This window comes from Citrobacter sp. MGH110, assembly GCF_001037515.1.
GTDB classification, from domain to species: domain Bacteria; phylum Pseudomonadota; class Gammaproteobacteria; order Enterobacterales; family Enterobacteriaceae; genus Citrobacter; species Citrobacter portucalensis.
On the sequence record NZ_KQ089830.1, the window covers coordinates 2,437,256 to 2,454,729 of the forward strand.

Genomic DNA, 17,474 nt, shown 5'->3' on the forward strand with positions numbered 1-17,474 from the left:
GCAAAGACGTTATGGAGCGTTGCGTGCTTAAGGACTCGCTTTCTTCCGTCAGCATTCTGACGGGCCTTTCTCTCTTGCTGGTCGCTCTGATGCTGTTCGGTGCCAGCCAGGGGGCGTTGAACATTAGCTTCAGCGCCCTGTTCAACGACGAATACCGAGATATCTGGTTGAACATCCGCCTGCCCCGCGTACTGCTGGCCGTTTTGGTCGGTGCTGCGCTGGCTACGGCAGGGGTCATTATGCAGGGACTTTTTCGCAATCCAATGGCCGATCCCGGCCTGCTTGGCGTCAGCAGCGGCTCCGCGCTGATGGTCGGCATCGCGATAGTTATCCCATTTTCATTCCCCGTAGTGCTGGTGTTGTATGAGCAGATGATTTTTGCCGTCGCGGGCAGCATGGTGGTCTGCACGATTATTTTCCTGATAAGTCAGCGTCATAACCACGGCGGAATGATGCAACTACTGTTAGCAGGTATCGCTATCAATGCTCTGTGCGGTTCGGCTATTGGTGTGCTGAGCTATGTGGGCGACGAACAGCAGCTACGTCAACTTACGCTGTGGATGATGGGGAATCTCGGCCAGGCCCAGTGGCCAACGCTGCTGGTTGCCAGCACGTTTGTTCTTCCAGCCATTGCAGTCACCGTCTGTATGGCGGGAACGCTTAATTTGCTGCAGTTGGGTGATGAAGAGGCGCATTACCTCGGCGTAAACGTCAAACGTAAGCGCCAGCAGTTACTGTTGCTCAGCTCGCTCCTGGTTGGCGCTGCCGTTTCCGTCAGCGGCGTGATTGGCTTTATTGGCCTGGTGATCCCGCATCTGATCAGAATGACTACCGGCGCCGATCATCGCTGGTTGATTCCTTGCTCTACGTTGGCCGGCGCCTGTTTACTTCTGATTGCCGACACGCTGGCCCGCACACTTGTTCAGCCTGCCGAAATGCCCGTTGGTCTGTTAACCAGCCTGATCGGTGGACCGTATTTCCTGTGGTTAATACTGCGTAGCCGGAGGATGTCATGATCGTCGCTGAAAATCTGGTCTACCACATTCAGGGCAGACGACTGACCGATGACGTTTCCGTGACGCTACCTGATGGAGAAATCATCGCGATTCTTGGCCCGAATGGGGCCGGAAAATCGACGCTGCTTCGCCAGCTTACGGGCTATCTGCAGCCCCACAGCGGGCGTTGTAGCTTGTTTGGCAAGCCGCTGAACGAGTGGTCAATCACCGAGCTGGCAAAAACCCGTGCCGTGATGCGCCAGAACAGTCATATGGCCTTCCCGTTTAGCGTGCAGGAGGTCATCCGCATGGGCAGGCATCCGTATCGTACGCGCAACACGGGCGATGAAACGGAGCACATCATGACGTTGTGTGACTGCCAGGCGCTGGCCGCGCGCGATTACCGGCATCTGTCGGGAGGAGAACAACAGCGGGTACAGCTGGCGCGTCTGCTGGTTCAACTTTGGGAGCCCGAACCCAGGCCAAAATGGTTGTTTCTCGATGAACCCACCTCCGCCCTGGATATTCACCACCAACAGCATCTTTTTCGTCTGCTGCGTCGTCTGGTAGGTGAACGACAGTTCAGCGTCTGCTGCGTCCTGCACGATCTCAACCTTGCGGCGCGCTATGCTGACCGCGTTGTATTGATGGAACGCGGCAGGATAGTTGATAACGGTCGTCCGCAGGATGTTCTGCAGCAATCGTCACTAAATGCACTGTACGGCGCCGATCTCACGGTGATGAATGAACCGCAGCATCGAACGCCGCTTATCGTTCTCAATCAATAACAGACCGGGAACGTGCTGACCTGACGTTCCCGTTTTTCTTCCTTTACGCCCTTTTTGCACCTTTTCTAAAAACTCCCTTGACCTTCCCCCAGATGGAAGGTTTAACCTTTATCACAGTCAGTTAATCCTGCAATAAAGGAGTTGGTTATGTCTCAAACAATCGATCTAACCCTGGACGGCTTGTCCTGTGGTCACTGCGTAAAACGCGTTAAAGAAAGTCTGGAGCAACGCCCGGACGTTGAGCAAGCGGATGTCACTGTGACTGAAGCGCACATCACCGGGAGCGCCAGTGCTGAAGCGCTGATTGAAACCATCAAACAAGCCGGTTACGGCGCGGAGTTAAGCCACCCAAAGGCTAAACCGCTGACGGAGTCATCAATCCCGTCGGAAGCACTGGCAGCGGTCCCTTCCGAGCTTCCGGCAGCTACGGCTGATGATGACAGCCAACAGTTGCTGTTAAACGGCATGAGCTGCGCCAGCTGTGTTATCCGCGTACAAGATGCTCTGCAAAGCGTACCGGGTGTCACGCAGGCACGGGTAAACCTGGCGGAACGTACTGCGCTGGTAATGGGCAGTGCGTCCGCCGACCAGTTAGTGAAAGCGGTGGAAAAAGCGGGCTACGGTGCAGAAGCCATTGAAGATGATGTTAAGCGCCGCGAGCGTCAGCAAGAAACCGCCGTAGCAACCATGAAACGTTTTCGCTGGCAGGCGGCCGTCGCGCTGCTGTTGGGTATCCCTGTCATGGTATGGGGAATGATTGGCGAAAACATGATGGTCACTGCCGACAACCGCAGCCTGTGGCTGACGATTGGTCTGGCAACGCTTGCCGTGATGGTTTTCGCGGGCGGTCATTTTTACCGCAACGCGTGGAAAAGCCTGATGAACGGCACCGCGACCATGGATACGCTGGTGGCGCTGGGTACAGGGGTGGCATGGCTTTATTCCATGAGCGTCAACCTCTGGCCGCAATGGTTCCCGATGGAAGCGCGACACCTCTATTATGAAGCCAGTGCGATGATTATCGGTCTGATTAACCTCGGGCACATGCTGGAAGCGCGGGCTCGCCAGCGTTCGTCCAAAGCACTGGAAAAATTACTCGATCTGACACCGCCGACCGCGCGTGTTGTTACCGACGAAGGCGAAAAGAACGTGCCGCTGGCAGACGTTCAGGCGGGAATGTTGCTGCGCCTGACCACCGGTGACCGCGTTCCGGTAGATGGCGAAATCACTCAGGGCGAAGCCTGGCTGGATGAAGCCATGCTGACCGGAGAGCCTATTCCGCAACAAAAAGGCGAAGGCGATAGCGTCCACGCCGGTACGGTCGTACAGGACGGCAGCGTGCTGTTCCGCGCCAGTGCCGTTGGCAGCCATACCACGCTGTCACGCATTATTCGTATGGTGCGCCAGGCGCAAAGCAGTAAACCGGAGATTGGTAAACTAGCCGACCGTATCTCCTCAGTGTTCGTTCCGGTCGTCGTCGTCATTGCGCTGGTGAGTGCGGCAATCTGGTATTTCTTCGGGCCGGCACCACAAATTGTTTATACGCTGGTGATTGCCACTACCGTACTGATTATTGCCTGCCCTTGTGCGCTGGGCCTGGCTACACCAATGTCGATTATTTCCGGTGTGGGTCGTGCTGCTGAGTTTGGGGTTCTGGTACGTGATGCCGATGCGCTTCAGCGCGCCAGTACGCTTGATACCGTCGTATTTGATAAAACCGGGACATTGACTGAAGGTAAACCGCAGGTTGTCGCCATCAAAACGTTTGGCAACACCGATGAAGCACTGGCAATTCGTCTGGCAGCAGCCCTTGAACAGGGATCCAGCCACCCGCTGGCCAGAGCGATACTGGACAAAGCCGGTGATGTTACGCTGCCACAGGTCAATGGTTTCCGTACGCTGCGCGGTTTAGGCGTAAGCGGTGAAACGGAAGGTCATACGCTGCTGCTGGGCAACCAGGCGCTGCTCAATGAGCAACAGGTAGATACCACTGAAATGGAAGCTGAAATCACCGCTCAGGCATCCCAGGGTTCAACCCCGGTCCTGTTGGCGATTGATGGTAAAGCGGCGGCGCTGTTAGCGGTGCGTGATCCACTGCGTAGCGACAGCGTGGCAGCACTTCAGCGTCTGCACCGCAACGGGTATCGTCTGGTGATGCTTACCGGTGACAACCCGACCACGGCTAACGCTATTGCCAAAGAAGCCGGTATTGATGAGGTGATTGCCGGTGTTCTGCCGGACGGTAAAGCCGAGGCGATTAAACGTCTGCAAAGCCAGGGGCGTCAGGTTGCCATGGTGGGTGACGGTATCAACGATGCACCTGCGCTGGCTCAGGCCGATGTAGGGATTGCCATGGGTGGCGGCAGCGATGTGGCGATTGAAACCGCCGCGATTACGCTGATGCGCCATAGCCTGATGGGCGTCGCGGATGCGCTGTCTATCTCCCGGGCAACGTTGCGTAATATGAAGCAGAACCTGGTCGGCGCGTTTATTTATAACAGCATCGGTATTCCCGTTGCCGCGGGGATCCTGTGGCCGTTCACCGGAACACTGCTGAATCCAGTCGTTGCCGGGGCGGCGATGGCGCTCTCCTCCATTACTGTGGTGAGCAACGCTAACCGACTGCTGCGCTTCAAACCGAAAGAGTAACCCTCTGCCGCATGGCGCTCACGCTTATCCGGCCTACAAAGTGCAGGTAACATTGTAGGCGGGATAAGAAGATTTCGCGTCGCCATCCGGCAATTCTCGCATTGCACCTTCCTGGACCACGCGCTAGCATGAAAGTCTACTTAGGGAGGTCGTATGGATCTGTTATACCGGGTAAAAACATTTTTCACCGCGCTACGCGGCAACCACTATACCTGGCCTGCCATCGACATTTCATTGCCCGGCAACCGCCATTTTCATCTGATTGGCAGTATTCACATGGGCAGTCGCGATATGGCACCTCTGCCTGCCAAATTACTCAAAAAACTCAACCATGCCGACGCGCTGATTGTCGAAGCGGATGTTTCCGGTGACGACGCGCCGTTTGCTAACCTTCCTACATTTGCCGCACTCGAAGAACGTATCAGCCCGGAGCAGTTAGAAAACCTGCGTAAAGTCACCAACGAACTGGGTATTTCCCCATCGCTGTTATCTACTCAGCCGTTGTGGCAAATCGCCATGGTATTACAGGCGACACAGGCACAGCAGTTAGGTCTACGGGCAGAATACGGGATTGATTACCAATTGCTGAAAGCGGCAAAACAAGCGCATAAACCCGTTATCGAGTTGGAAGGCGCACCCAGTCAAATCGAGCTGTTATGTCAGTTGCCTGATAACGGACTGGCTCTGTTGGACGATACTCTGACGCACTGGCATACCAATGCCAGATTGTTGCAACAAATGATGGGCTGGTGGCTTAAAACACCGCCACGCAATAGCGAACTGACGCTTCCCAATACCTTTAGCCAGTCGTTGTATGACGTATTGATGCATCAACGCAACACAGCCTGGCGCGATCGGCTCAGGGCGATGCCTGCTGGTCATTACGTCGTGGCCGTTGGCGCGTTGCATCTGTACGGAGAGGGAAATTTGCCGGAGATGTTACGGTAAAAAAAATGGCCAATATTTCTATTGGCCCGTCAAAGAGGAATTTCATCATTATTATGATCCCAATGCTTAAAGCATCGGTGTAGTTCGATTGTCGCTCAAAGTCATCATCCTGCCAATACTATTGCGCAAGATGGTACTATTTTTTAGACAGACATCAGGCGTATGCTTGAGTCGTATTTTGTCTGGTCCAGGAAAATTGCTATGACACCCGCCGTTAAATTACTCGAAAAAAACAAAATTTCTTTCCAGATCCACACCTACGATCACGATCCGTCCGAGACGAACTTTGGTGATGAAGTGGTGCGCAAGTTAGGTCTGAATGCGGACCAGGTCTACAAAACGCTGCTGGTTGCCGTGAATGGCGATATGAAGCATCTGGCAGTTGCGGTCACGCCTGTAGCCGGTCAACTGGATCTCAAAAAGGTCGCTAAGGCTCTGGGGGCTAAAAAGGTCGATATGGCCGATCCAATGGTTGCGCAACGAACCACCGGTTATCTGGTGGGGGGGATCAGCCCATTAGGACAGAAAAAGAGATTGCCAACGCTCATTGATGCCCCTGCCCAGACGTTTGACACCATTTATGTTTCCGGCGGCAAACGCGGGCTGGATATCGAACTGGCAGCGGGCGATCTGGCGAAAATTCTGGATGCGAAATTCGCCGACATCGCACGCCGCGATTAAGCGGTTATAGAATGATTGCCTGATGGCGCGCAGCTTTAAGGCCTACAAATCGCACTGACCTGTAGGCCGGATAAGGTGCCCGCACCGCCATCCGGCACTCCGCCCTGTTACTGCCAGGTAACTTCCCCCTTCGGCTCATACACACTGGCATCCAGCGGTGAGTTCTTCTGCACGAACTCTTTCAGCACTTCTGCATCAATAAACCCGGTATTCACATAGACTGGTTTGTTATCAATTCGCGGATAGCCATCGCCGCCGGTTGCGTTGAAGCTTAGCGTTGCCATACGATAGTTTTTGGCTGGGTCAACGGATTCGCCTTTGATTTTCAAATCGTTAAGCTTGCCGTCTTTCGCCACAAAGCTGACGTTGGCAAACTGTGGATAGGCCCCGGAGTCCGGCTTCATTTGCGCCACGGCGGTCAGATAGTCAATCACCTCTTTCCCGCTCATGTCGGCATACACCACGATGTTTCCGAACGGCTGTACTTTCAGCACGCTCTTATAAGTGATATCGCCGCCTTCGATGGAATCACGGATGCCACCGCCGCTCATCACGCCAAAATCAGCGCTGGTTCGCGCCATTTGCGCAGCCAGCAGCAAATGTCCCATGTTGGTCTGCACGAAACGGACTTTGCTTCGGTCGCCTTCGAGGCGCGCATTGACGCTACCTATTTTCACGTCGAGCTGCGCTTTACCTTTATTCTGGAACGGCGTCAGCAACGAAAGCATTTGCTGATTTTCAGCTATTTCCGGGGTATAGAGTACGCGCTCACTTTTACCGTTGTCCCAGGTCACTTTTTTCTTCAGGTTGACGGGAATGAGCTGGTAGTTGACCATTTTCATTTCGCCGTTACGGAACTCAAAGTCCGCCCGGCCCACATATTTCCCCCACTCGTGCGCCTGCACAATCCAGATCCCATTTTGCTTGTCTGGCGCACACGGCGTACCCGGTACGTAATCAACCTGCTTCTTGTTCTCTGAAGCCATACACACCGGATCCTGCGAGTGACCACCGACAATCATCGCCAGCGATCCCGCCGGCAGGCTACGCGCCATTTCGACATCGCCAGGGGCATTCGAGCCGTGGTTGCCGTTGTCATAATGTCCCATATGGGTGGTCGCGATAATGATGTCTGGCTTTTCACCCATATTCAGTTCCTGGATAACCAGTTTGGCTTCATCAGCAGGTTTACGGAACTCAATATCGGTAAAGAACTCGGGGTTGCCTATTTTTGCCGTATCGTCGGTGGTTAAACCGAGTACGGCAATTTTTAAATCCTGGCGCTTAAAGATGGCCCACGGCTTAAATAGACGCTCGCCGGTGCTTTTCTGATAGATATTGGCCGAGAGAAACGGAAATTTGGACCATTTTTCCTGCTGACGCAGTACGGTCATGGGATTATCAAACTCGTGGTTTCCGACCGCCATTGCGTCATAGCCAATCAGGTTCATCCCACGAAAATCAGGTTCCGCATCCTGCAGATCGGACTCCGGTACGCCGGTATTAATGTCGCCACCGGAAAGCAGCAGTACGCTTCCCCCTTCCTCTGCCACCTCTTTACGAATACTGTCCACCAGCGTTTTTTGCGCCGCCAGTCCGTATTCTCCGTATTCGCTGCGCCAGAAGTGACCGTGATGATCGTTGGTATGCAGAATGGTAATTTTGTAGGTTTTATCTTTTTCGTACGCTTGTGCAGGCTGACCTGCCAGCGTAAATGCGGCTAATAACGCCAGCGCCACGCCCCGTTTTAAAAACTTCATATTTCTCTCCCTGAGCCAAAATCAACGACTGAAATTACAATGATATGAAATAATAGTCGAAAATGTTTTCAGAAATGAGACTTCCTTCAAACACCTTCCGCAGGTATGTTAGTCAGGTAATAATAACAAAATAGATTACCCTCATAATCGCAACCCAAACAGAAGTGACTTTCTATGGCAATAAGTGAACCAACCCAGCCTGTGGCTGGCGCGTCAGCGTCGGTTGCTAAAGCACGCACCTCATTTGGCATTTTAGGAGCGATCAGCCTCTCCCATCTGCTAAACGATATGATTCAGTCGCTGATCCTGGCGATTTATCCGCTATTGCAGTCAGAGTTCTCGCTAACGTTTATGCAGATCGGGATGATCACCCTAACCTTCCAGCTTGCTTCCTCGCTGCTGCAACCGGTGGTGGGTTACTGGACGGACAAATACCCGATGCCGTGGTCGCTGCCCATTGGGATGTGCTTCACGCTGAGCGGACTTGTTTTGCTGGCCATGGCCGGTAGTTTCCATATGGTGCTGCTCGCCGCGGCGCTGGTTGGCACCGGCTCTTCGGTATTTCATCCGGAATCGTCCCGCGTGGCGCGCATGGCCTCCGGCGGTCGTCACGGCCTGGCGCAGTCAATTTTCCAGGTTGGCGGCAACTTCGGCAGCTCTCTGGGACCCTTGCTGGCAGCTGTCATCATCGCGCCATATGGTAAGGGTAATGTGGCCTGGTTTGTTCTGGCTGCGTTATTAGCGATTGTCGTCCTGGCGCAAATCAGCCGTTGGTATGCCGCGCAGCATCGGATGAGTAAAGGAAAACCGAAAGTCGCCATCGTTAATCCGTTACCGCGCAATAAAGTGGTGCTAGCGGTAAGCATCCTGCTGGTGCTGATTTTCTCCAAATACTTCTATATGGCGAGCATCAGCAGCTATTACACCTTTTATCTGATGCAAAAATTCGGATTATCGGTACAAAACGCCCAGTTTCACCTGTTTGCCTTCCTGTTTGCCGTCGCGGCCGGGACGGTGATTGGCGGACCATTAGGCGATAAAATTGGCAGAAAATATGTTATTTGGGGGTCTATCCTCGGCGTTGCGCCATTTACCCTCGTTTTACCCTACGCAACGCTGGAATGGACCGGAATTTTAACCGTGATCATTGGTTTTATCCTCGCATCGGCGTTTTCTGCTATTTTGGTCTACGCGCAGGAGCTGCTTCCTGGGCGTATCGGCATGGTTTCTGGGCTATTTTTCGGTTTTGCCTTCGGCATGGGCGGCTTGGGAGCCGCGGTGCTAGGGCTGATAGCCGACCATACCAGTATCGATTTGGTCTACAAAATATGTGCTTTCCTGCCACTTCTGGGAATACTGACCATATTCTTACCTGATAACCGACACAAAGCCTGATTTTCTGACGGCCAAAAGTAAATTTTGGCCGTCATTACTTGCAGTAGCCATCAGCCTTTACCTCTCACATATCACCGTACTTTTCCGATCCGTGCTTTTTTACGCTTAAAATCCCGTTTTCTTCAAAATTCAATAATTATTCATAAACATAAACATTAAAATTGTCATAAACTATTACTCGTAGTTTGAGTTTTCAGGATCATCACAGCAACCAAAGGAGACGGAATGCATCACGCCACCCCGCTTATCACCACCATTGTCGGCGGCCTTGTGCTCGCTTTTATATTAGGCATGATTGCCAATAAACTGCGTATTTCTCCTCTGGTGGGATATCTGTTAGCGGGCGTTCTGGCCGGTCCATTTACACCTGGTTTTGTTGCTGATACTAAGCTCGCGCCTGAGCTGGCCGAGCTTGGCGTTATTCTGCTGATGTTTGGCGTGGGGCTGCACTTTTCATTGAAGGATTTGATGGCGGTAAAGTCTATCGCCATTCCCGGCGCGATTGCCCAGATAGCAGTGGCAACGCTGCTGGGTATGGCGCTTTCAGCCGTATTAGGCTGGTCGCTGATGGTGGGGATCGTGTTTGGTCTGTGTCTTTCAACCGCCAGTACCGTGGTGCTACTGCGCGCGCTTGAAGAACGACAGCTCATTGACAGCCAGCGCGGGCAAATTGCCATTGGCTGGTTGATTGTCGAAGATCTGATGATGGTGCTGACGCTGGTTCTCCTGCCAGCCGTCGCCGGGATGCTGGAAAAAGAAGACGTCGGCTTCGCCTCGCTGGCCGTCGATATGGGCATTACCATCGGGAAGGTGGTGGCGTTTATCGCGATTATGATGCTGGTGGGTCGTCGCCTGGTACCGTGGATTATGGCCCGCAGCGCCGCAACCGGTTCACGCGAACTGTTTACCCTCTCTGTCCTCGCCCTCGCCTTAGGTATCGCCTTTGGCGCAGTAGAGCTGTTCGATGTCTCCTTTGCGCTGGGCGCGTTCTTCGCCGGTATGGTGCTGAATGAATCTGAACTAAGCCACCGTGCGGCGCATGACACTCTGCCGCTGCGCGATGCGTTCGCCGTGCTGTTCTTCGTCTCCGTCGGGATGCTGTTCGATCCGTTAGTTCTGATCCAGCAGCCGTTGGCGGTACTGGGCACGCTGGCGATTATCATCTTTGGTAAATCCCTTGCCGCCTATTTCCTGGTGCGCCTGTTTGGTCACTCCCAACGCACGGCGCTCACCATTGCCACCAGCCTGGCGCAGATTGGTGAATTTGCCTTTATCCTGGCGGGTCTGGGAATGGCGTTGAACCTGCTGCCGCAGGCCGGACAGAATCTGGTGCTGGCGGGGGCAATCCTGTCCATCATGCTCAACCCGGTGCTGTTTGCGGTGTTAGAAAAATACCTCGCCAAAACAGAAACGCTGGAAGAGCAGACGCTGGAAGAGGCTATCGAAGAAGAGAAGCAAATTCCGGTGGATATCTGCAACCATGCCTTGCTGGTTGGCTTTGGTCGCGTCGGCAGCCTGCTGGGTGAGAAATTGATGGCTGCGGGGATCCCGCTGGTGGTGATCGAAACCTCACGTACCCGGGTGGATGAACTGCGCGAGCGTGGGATCCGCGCGGTACTGGGAAATGCCGCCAACGAAGAGATTATGAATCTGGCGCATCTGGATTGCGCGCGCTGGCTGCTGCTGACCATTCCCAATGGTTATGAAGCGGGTGAAATTGTCGCTTCTGCACGTGAGAAATGCCCGTCGATTGAGATTATCGCCCGCGCGCATTATGACGATGAGGTGGAATATATTACCGAACGCGGCGCCAACCAGGTCGTCATGGGTGAGCGTGAAATCGCCCGCACCATGCTGGAGCTGATTGAAACGCCGCCTGCAGGTGAAGTTGCTACGGCCAGTTAATGTCCGTGCCGGATAGCGTTATCGCTTATCCGGCCTATGCAAGATTTAACGGTCCCAGTACGACTCTTCGAGACTGTCTTCACGTTCCGGTAAACCGCGCGTCAAGCGCGGTGAATGCTGGTTCAGCACCTGATAACTCACGCGATTAGCATACTTACACACCTGGGCTAACGACGAATAGGTCAGCCAGGTGAACTTGTGCTTGCTGGAGTTAGGCACGTTGCTGCGGTGATAGCTGTTGGCGGTAATATCATGCAGCAATGCCGCCAGCGCGCCGTCACCTGCGCCGTTGGTGTTCATTATCTTTTCAGGTCCGCCCATATACGGTGCGATGTGCGAATACACGCGCAGCGGATTGGTACAGTCTTTATGGCGCATGGCGCGGCTGAATTCGTACTGGTTAAATTCGGCAATAGCACCAGGGAGCAGAGGATGCTGGGTTTTACGTTTCACTTCTTCTTCCGTAAAGCCCGCCATATACAGACCCGCCGGACCCGCCGTGCACAGCACCAGATCCACCCAATCCAGCGCCTTGTCAGACGCCAGCAGCGGGTCGTTTTCGCCGGTCAGCGCTTCAGCCTCTTCTTCATTCATCGCCAGAATGGAGACATGCTCTTTCAGGAATGCCTGCCACCACTGTGGGTTATCGGCAATGACGAATTTGGTGCCCAGGGTCAGAACCACCGGCACATTGTGTTTTTTGGCATATTCAATCGCCTTCATGGTCGCTTCCGGCATCGGCTCACCCGGTTCGCAGCGCACCAGATAGGACGTCAGCACCAGCGCGGACGCTCCGGCAATCACTGATTCAGGGATGCTATCAGCTCGTAGCTTATTCATATGCCCAGGGCTGATTGCGAAGGTACGCTCACCTGACTCGCCAATCAGTGTAAAGCAGCGGCCAATCGGTCCGTTAACGCCTTGCAGGTAATTCAGGTCGGTACGGCTGGAGGTATTGCATAAATAGCGGTAAGCATAGCTGCCAATCTCGATATTGCTGCACATCACGCCCAGCAGCACCGAGCGGTCATCCGCCAGCACAGAGTAGTTGTGCATCGTGTTACCGATAGTACCGCCCGCAAACTGATGGGTGATCAAATTTTCACGTACCAGTTCCTGGTAGAGCGCTTCTGCGACATCATCGGCAATCACCAGAGAATGCCCGGCGCTTAATCCATAACGTTTTACAAAGTCATCATCCACTTTGGCTTCAATATCCACCAGCGTCTGGTCGATACCTACCACCCAGGCTGCGCTGGTTTCATTTTCTGGCTGAATTTGTTGCAGCAACGGATCGCGCGCGCTGACGGGAAAATAGTGTTTGGATTTGCGTTTACCGGGAAATTTCATGGTCGATTTTACGGGTGGTTAACTGAGCGATGCATGGTAGCACATTCCCTGCCACGCATGCGATGCGGCGCTAAGTTTCAATATCAGACGGTGAGATCGCAGTTTATACGGGATTAATTTCTACAATAACTCACCTTCACAAGGAGCGTTTTATGAAGCCGGAAAACAAGATCCCCGTACTCGACAGAATTTCGGATGAAATGAAAAGCGTGGTGAATTTTCATCGCGACGATCTGCCGCCGTGGCCCGCTGCAGATGACTTCGTGGCCCAGCGCCAACACTACATTCATGAACGGCAGCTGTGGAATGCCGATGCCCCAGAGATGAATACCCGTGAATGCGTTATTTCTACCGCATGCGGCCCCGTGGCCACACGTATTTACTCACCGCAGCCCCATAGCCTGGCAACGTTGTATTATCTGCACGGCGGCGGTTTTATTCTCGGTAATCTGGATACCCACGACCGTATTATGCGCTTGCTGGCGCGCTATACGCAGTGCACGGTAATTGGTATCGACTATTCACTTGCGCCGGAAGCCCGTTTCCCGCAAGCCATTGAAGAGATTGCCGCCGTCTGCCAGTATTTTCATCAGCACGCTGGCGACTATTCTCTTAATGTGAATCATATCGGTTTTGCGGGCGATTCCGCCGGAGCCATGCTGGCGCTTGCCAGTGCGCTGTGGCTGCGGGATAAACGCATTGTCTGCGGCAAGGTGGCTGGGGTGCTGTTGTGGTATGGGCTTTACGGCCTGCAGGATTCACTGAGCCGACGGCTGATGGGCGGAGCGTGGGATGGGTTAACCCGCGAGGACTTGCAGATGTACGAAAACGCGTACCTGCGTAGCGCTGACGATCGCGAGTCACCGTATTATTGCCTGTTTAATAACGATCTGACACGTGACGTGCCACCGTGTTTTATCGCTGGCGCTGAGTTTGATCCGCTGATTGACGATAGCCGCTTACTATTCCAGACGTTGCAGGCGCATCAGCAGCCCTGCCAGTACAAAATGTACCCCGGTACGCTGCACGCCTTCCTGCACTATTCGCGAATGATGAAAACCGCCGACGATGCGTTACGGGAAGGCGCTCGTTACTTCAGAGCCCAGCTTTAACGGTAAGCGTCGGTCAGTTTAACCATCATTTCGATATGTTCCGGTGCGGCATTAAGCGCCGGAATATACTCATATTGCTTACCGCCAGCTTCGAGGAAAATCTCCCGGTTTTGTACCGCTATCTCTTCCAGCGTTTCGAGGCAATCTGCCGAGAAGCCCGGACACATAACCTGGATATGTTGTGTCCCTTTCTCCGCCAGCATTTTTAACGTTTCGTCGGTATACGGCGTCAGCCACGGTTCGCGACCAAAGCGAGACTGGAAGGTCATCATTACTTTTTCTGGCGGCAGACCAAGCGCTGAAACCAGCTCTCGGGTGGTATCGCGACAGCGCTGCGGGTAGTCATCGCCTTCATCGGCGTAACGCTGCGGAATGCCGTGGTAGGAGAGCAGCAGCAAATCAGGTTCACCGTGTTGAGCAAATGAATCCCGGGCACTCTTCGCCAGCGCATCGATGTAGCTGCTGTCATCGGCGTAATCACGAATAAATGAAACGCCAGGAATACCGCGTTTACGCGCTAAGATACGCGCCAGTTCGTCCCAGACGGCCGCTACCGTCGAACAGGAATATTGCGGGTACAGCGGTAACACCACCATGTGTTCAACCCCGCTTGCCAACAGTTCATCGACCGCGCTTTCAAGCGACGGCGAACCGTAGCTCATTCCCAGCGCGACAGGGGTATTTGGTAGGCGTTCTGCCAGCGCCCGCTGTTGTGCCTTGCTATAAACCATCAGCGGAGAACCGTCTTCCATCCAGATTGACTGGTACAGCTTGGCTACGCGTGGCGCACGCAACGGTAAAATCACCCCGCGCAGCAGCGGCCACCACAGTGCAGGTGACGTATCAACTACGCGTGGATCGCTTAAAAACTGGCGCAGGTAGCGCTTAACGGCTTCGGGGGTTGGGGCATCGGGAGTGCCGAGGTTTGCCAGCAGGATACCGGTTTTCGTCTGACGCATTACCGCCTCTTATCGATTCAAATTGTTGATAATTGTAGCGGAAAAGCGATAAAGAAGAACTAATTGCTGTGAGAGGTAAGACGAGAATTTGCCTGATGGCGCTACGCTTATCAGGCCTACGCGATAATGGCAGGCCTGATAAGAGGTTTATTACGCGAAAAAATTAGCCGAGGATTTTTTCCAGCGCTGCGCGCACGTCAGCAACGGCCTGGGTGCCGTCAACTTTCGCGTATTTGGTGTTACCCGCCTGCGCTTCTTTAGAGTAGTAGCCGATCAGCGGAGCGGTCATCTGATGGTATTCCACCAGGCGCTTACGTACAGTTTCTTCTTGATCGTCTTTACGGGTGGTCAGCTCTTCGCCGGTCACGTCGTCTTTACCTTCAACCTTAGGCGGGTTGAATTTGATGTGGTAAACGCGGCCAGAAGCAGCGTGTACGCGACGCCCCACGATACGGTCAACGATCAGTTCGTCAGGAACATCGAACTCCAGAACGTAGTCCACGTTGATGCCCGCTTCTTTCATGGCGTCTGCCTGCGGAATAGTACGCGGGAAGCCATCCAGCAGGAAACCATTACGGCAGTCTTCCTGAGCAATACGCTCTTTTACCAGCGCGATCACCAGCTCATCAGTCACCAGCTTACCGGCGTCCATGATGTCTTTCGCTTGTTTGCCCAGCTCGGAGCCAGATTTCACGGCGGCACGCAGCATATCACCGGTGGAGATTTGCGGAATACCATACTTCTCCATGATGAACTGAGCCTGAGTTCCTTTACCCGCGCCCGGAGCGCCAAGCAGAATGATACGCATTACGAAAATCCCCTTAAAGGTTGTCGATATTTTTTAAAAAGCGCTAAACGATACCACCATCACGCAATTGGCTCAAGAAAGACGCCCGGCGCTGAAACGGTTAACGGTGGGAAAATTAAAAATAAGGCGAGAAAATGCCGGATGGCGGTGGAAACACCGTATCCGGCATACTATTACGAGATGCTGTAGGCCGGATAAGCGTTAGCACCATCCGGCATTACATTACGGGTATCAGGACACCAGCAACTGGTTCATACGACGGATGAACTGGTTAGGGTCTTCCAGCGTGCCGCGCTCAGCAAACAGCGCCTGATCCAGCAGCAGTTCGACCCACTCTTTGAACTGCGCTTCGTCCTGGGTATCTGCCGTGCGTTTTACCAGCACGTGGTCCGGGTTGAGTTCAAAGATATATTTCACTTCCGGTACGGCCTGGCCCGCAGCGGCAAACAGTTTCGCCATCTGGGTGCTCATTTCATCCGCATCGGTGGTGACGATGGCTGGCGTGTCGGTCAGACGGTGAGTCAGACGCACTTCTTTCACGCGGTCGCCCAGCAGGGTTTTCACGCGCTCAACGAACGGCGTCAGCGCTTTTTCCGCTTCTTTTGCCGATTCATCAACTTCATCCGCCAGCTTGTCGATGGACTCGTCAGCTTTGGCAACAGACTGGAATGCCTTACCGTCGAACTCGGTCAGGTAGTTCATCATCCACTCATCGATGCGGTCAGAAAGCAGCAGCACTTCGATGCCTTTCTTACGCAGCAGTTCCAGGTGCGGGCTGCTCTTCGCTGCCGCATAGCTGTCTGCGGTGATGTAGTAGATTTTCTCCTGCCCTTCTTTCATACGCGACACGTAGTCTTCCAGCGACACGGTCTGTGCGGAGGAGTCAGTGTGCGTAGACGCGAAGCGCATCAGCTTAGCGATCGTTTCCTGGTTGGCGTGATCTTCCGCCGGGCCTTCTTTCAGTACCAGGCCGAACTGTTTCCAGAAGGTCTGGTATTTTTCCGCGTCGTCTTTCGCCAGTTTTTCCAGCATCTGCAGTACGCGTTTGGTCAGCGCGCTGCGCAGGTTACGGGTGACGGTGCTGTCCTGCAGGATCTCACGGGAAACGTTCAGCGGCAGATCGTTGGAATCTATCAGACCGCGCACAAAGCGCAGGTAGTTCGGCATGAACTGCTCGGCGTCGTCCATAATAAACACACGCTGGACGTACAGTTTCAGACCATGCTTGTGATCGCGGTTCCACATATCCCACGGAGCCTGGGACGGGATGTACAGCAGGCTGGTGTACTCCTGCTTACCTTCCACACGGTTGTGGCTCCAGGTCAGCGGGTCAGTGAAGTCGTGGGCGATGTGCTTGTAGAACTCGTTGTATTCGTCGTCTTTGATTTCCGACTTGTTACGGGTCCACAGCGCCTGCGCTTTGTTGATCTTTTCCCAGGAAACCACGGTCTCGCCGTCTTTTTCTTCGGATTTTTCGATCTCTACCGGCAGCGCGATATGGTCGGAATATTTGCTGATGATGGAACGTACGCGCCAGTCATCAAGGAACTCATCTTCGCCTTCACGCAGATGCAGGGTGATTTCGGTGCCGCGATCGTCTTTGGTGATGTCGGCAACGGTGTACTCACCTTCGCCCGCAGATTCCCAGAACACGCCGTTTTCCGGCTTATCGCCCGCAGCGCGGGTACGCACGGTGACTTTGTCCGCCACGATGAACGCAGAGTAGAAACCCACCCCGAACTGGCCGATCAACTGGCTGTCTTTCGCCTGATCGGATCCCATGGATTCGAGGAAAGATTTAGTACCGGATTTCGCAATGGTCCCCAGATGATCGATAACGTCATCACGGTTCATCCCCACGCCGTTATCGGCAATGGTCAACGTACGCTTATCTTTATCGAAGGAAACACGTACACGCAGCTCACCGTCGCCTTCATACAGGTCCGGGTTAGACAGGGCGCGGAAACGCAGCTTGTCTGCCGCATCCGAGGCGTTAGAGATAAGCTCACGCAGGAAGATTTCTTTATTGGAATACAGAGAATGGATCATCAGGTGCAGAAGTTGTTTTACTTCTGACTGAAAACCACGAGTTTCTTGTCCTTTCATGTAGATCTACCTCAACAA

The 17,474-nt window shown here is 53.8% G+C and carries 13 protein-coding genes; 8 read left to right on the forward strand and 5 right to left on the reverse strand.

Annotation, left to right across the window (positions count from 1 at the left end):
* Positions 1 to 23 precede the first annotated feature (23 nt).
* The 5 genes from SK38_RS11625 (at position 24) to ybaK (ending at position 6,061) form a co-directional block, all read left to right on the forward strand.
* Positions 24 to 1,016: a FecCD family ABC transporter permease gene (locus tag SK38_RS11625; protein WP_048235958.1), complete on the forward strand. Its 993-nt coding sequence runs from the start codon at positions 24 to 26 to the stop codon at positions 1,014 to 1,016.
* Positions 1,013 to 1,783 carry a heme ABC transporter ATP-binding protein gene (locus SK38_RS11630; RefSeq protein WP_048235959.1) on the forward strand — a complete coding sequence of 257 codons (771 nt, stop codon included), beginning with the start codon at positions 1,013 to 1,015 and terminating at the stop codon, positions 1,781 to 1,783. Before SK38_RS11625 ends, SK38_RS11630 begins: the two co-directional genes overlap by 4 nt.
* Before the next feature lie 147 nt (positions 1,784 to 1,930).
* Complete coding sequence (copA, locus tag SK38_RS11635; RefSeq protein ID WP_032942557.1) at positions 1,931 to 4,432, forward strand: copper-exporting P-type ATPase CopA; 2,502 nt, start codon at positions 1,931 to 1,933, stop codon at positions 4,430 to 4,432.
* A 153-nt stretch (positions 4,433 to 4,585) separates the two neighbouring features.
* Entirely contained in the window at positions 4,586 to 5,380 is a 795-nt protein-coding gene (locus SK38_RS11640) for a TraB/GumN family protein (RefSeq protein WP_048235960.1), read from the forward strand.
* A gap of 201 nt (positions 5,381 to 5,581) precedes the next feature.
* Positions 5,582 to 6,061 carry a Cys-tRNA(Pro)/Cys-tRNA(Cys) deacylase YbaK gene (ybaK, locus tag SK38_RS11645; RefSeq protein WP_003831056.1) on the forward strand — a complete coding sequence of 160 codons (480 nt, stop codon included), beginning with the start codon at positions 5,582 to 5,584 and terminating at the stop codon, positions 6,059 to 6,061.
* 107 nt (positions 6,062 to 6,168) lie between these two features.
* Here the strand turns inward: ybaK and ushA are convergent, their stop codons facing one another.
* A complete protein-coding gene (gene ushA, locus SK38_RS11650; protein ID WP_048235961.1) occupies positions 6,169 to 7,821 on the reverse strand; it encodes a bifunctional UDP-sugar hydrolase/5'-nucleotidase UshA in 1,653 nt (550 codons plus the stop codon).
* A gap of 174 nt (positions 7,822 to 7,995) precedes the next feature.
* Here ushA and fsr point away from each other — a divergent pair, with 174 nt between their 5' ends.
* Entirely contained in the window at positions 7,996 to 9,216 is a 1,221-nt protein-coding gene (gene fsr, locus SK38_RS11655) for a fosmidomycin MFS transporter (protein ID WP_003021788.1), read from the forward strand.
* 225 nt (positions 9,217 to 9,441) lie between these two features.
* Positions 9,442 to 11,121, forward strand: coding sequence for a YbaL family putative K(+) efflux transporter (gene ybaL, locus SK38_RS11660; protein ID WP_003021783.1), 1,680 nt, complete (start codon positions 9,442 to 9,444; stop codon positions 11,119 to 11,121).
* 45 nt (positions 11,122 to 11,166) lie between these two features.
* On the opposite strand, the gene gsk is transcribed toward ybaL, so the two are convergent.
* Positions 11,167 to 12,471, reverse strand: coding sequence for an inosine/guanosine kinase (gene gsk, locus SK38_RS11665; protein ID WP_003021781.1), 1,305 nt, complete (start codon positions 12,469 to 12,471; stop codon positions 11,167 to 11,169).
* Positions 12,472 to 12,623: 152 nt separating this feature from the next.
* Here gsk and aes point away from each other — a divergent pair, with 152 nt between their 5' ends.
* Positions 12,624 to 13,583 carry an acetyl esterase gene (gene aes / locus SK38_RS11670; protein WP_003831053.1) on the forward strand — a complete coding sequence of 320 codons (960 nt, stop codon included), beginning with the start codon at positions 12,624 to 12,626 and terminating at the stop codon, positions 13,581 to 13,583.
* Here the strand turns inward: aes and hemH are convergent.
* The 3 genes from hemH to htpG form a co-directional block, all read right to left on the reverse strand.
* Positions 13,580 to 14,542: a ferrochelatase gene (gene hemH, locus SK38_RS11675; protein WP_003831052.1), complete on the reverse strand. Its 963-nt coding sequence runs from the start codon at positions 14,540 to 14,542 to the stop codon at positions 13,580 to 13,582. The two genes, aes and hemH, sit on opposite strands and share 4 nt — an antisense overlap.
* Before the next feature lie 163 nt (positions 14,543 to 14,705).
* Positions 14,706 to 15,350: an adenylate kinase gene (gene adk / locus SK38_RS11680; protein WP_003021773.1), complete on the reverse strand. Its 645-nt coding sequence runs from the start codon at positions 15,348 to 15,350 to the stop codon at positions 14,706 to 14,708.
* Positions 15,351 to 15,581: 231 nt separating this feature from the next.
* The gene (gene htpG / locus SK38_RS11685) at positions 15,582 to 17,456 is read right to left on the reverse strand and encodes a molecular chaperone HtpG (RefSeq protein ID WP_032942554.1); all 1,875 of its coding nucleotides are present in this window, start codon (positions 17,454 to 17,456) and stop codon (positions 15,582 to 15,584) included.
* Between the last annotated feature and the right edge of the window lie 18 nt (positions 17,457 to 17,474).

Bases quoted from the DNA above. Each gene is read 5' to 3' on its own strand.
- hemH (WP_003831052.1), bottom strand. From the start codon at position 14,542: ATGCGTCAGACGAAAACCGGTATCCTGCTGGCAAACCTCGGCACTCCC.
- gsk (WP_003021781.1), bottom strand. From the start codon at position 12,471: ATGAAATTTCCCGGTAAACGCAAATCCAAACACTATTTTCCCGTCAGC.
- aes (WP_003831053.1), top strand. From the start codon at position 12,624: ATGAAGCCGGAAAACAAGATCCCCGTACTCGACAGAATTTCGGATGAA.
- ybaK (WP_003831056.1), top strand. From the start codon at position 5,582: ATGACACCCGCCGTTAAATTACTCGAAAAAAACAAAATTTCTTTCCAG.
- copA (WP_032942557.1), top strand. From the start codon at position 1,931: ATGTCTCAAACAATCGATCTAACCCTGGACGGCTTGTCCTGTGGTCAC.
- fsr (WP_003021788.1), top strand. From the start codon at position 7,996: ATGGCAATAAGTGAACCAACCCAGCCTGTGGCTGGCGCGTCAGCGTCG.
- htpG (WP_032942554.1), bottom strand. From the start codon at position 17,456: ATGAAAGGACAAGAAACTCGTGGTTTTCAGTCAGAAGTAAAACAACTT.
- SK38_RS11640 (WP_048235960.1), top strand. From the start codon at position 4,586: ATGGATCTGTTATACCGGGTAAAAACATTTTTCACCGCGCTACGCGGC.
- ybaL (WP_003021783.1), top strand. From the start codon at position 9,442: ATGCATCACGCCACCCCGCTTATCACCACCATTGTCGGCGGCCTTGTG.
- adk (WP_003021773.1), bottom strand. From the start codon at position 15,350: ATGCGTATCATTCTGCTTGGCGCTCCGGGCGCGGGTAAAGGAACTCAG.
- SK38_RS11630 (WP_048235959.1), top strand. From the start codon at position 1,013: ATGATCGTCGCTGAAAATCTGGTCTACCACATTCAGGGCAGACGACTG.
- ushA (WP_048235961.1), bottom strand. From the start codon at position 7,821: ATGAAGTTTTTAAAACGGGGCGTGGCGCTGGCGTTATTAGCCGCATTT.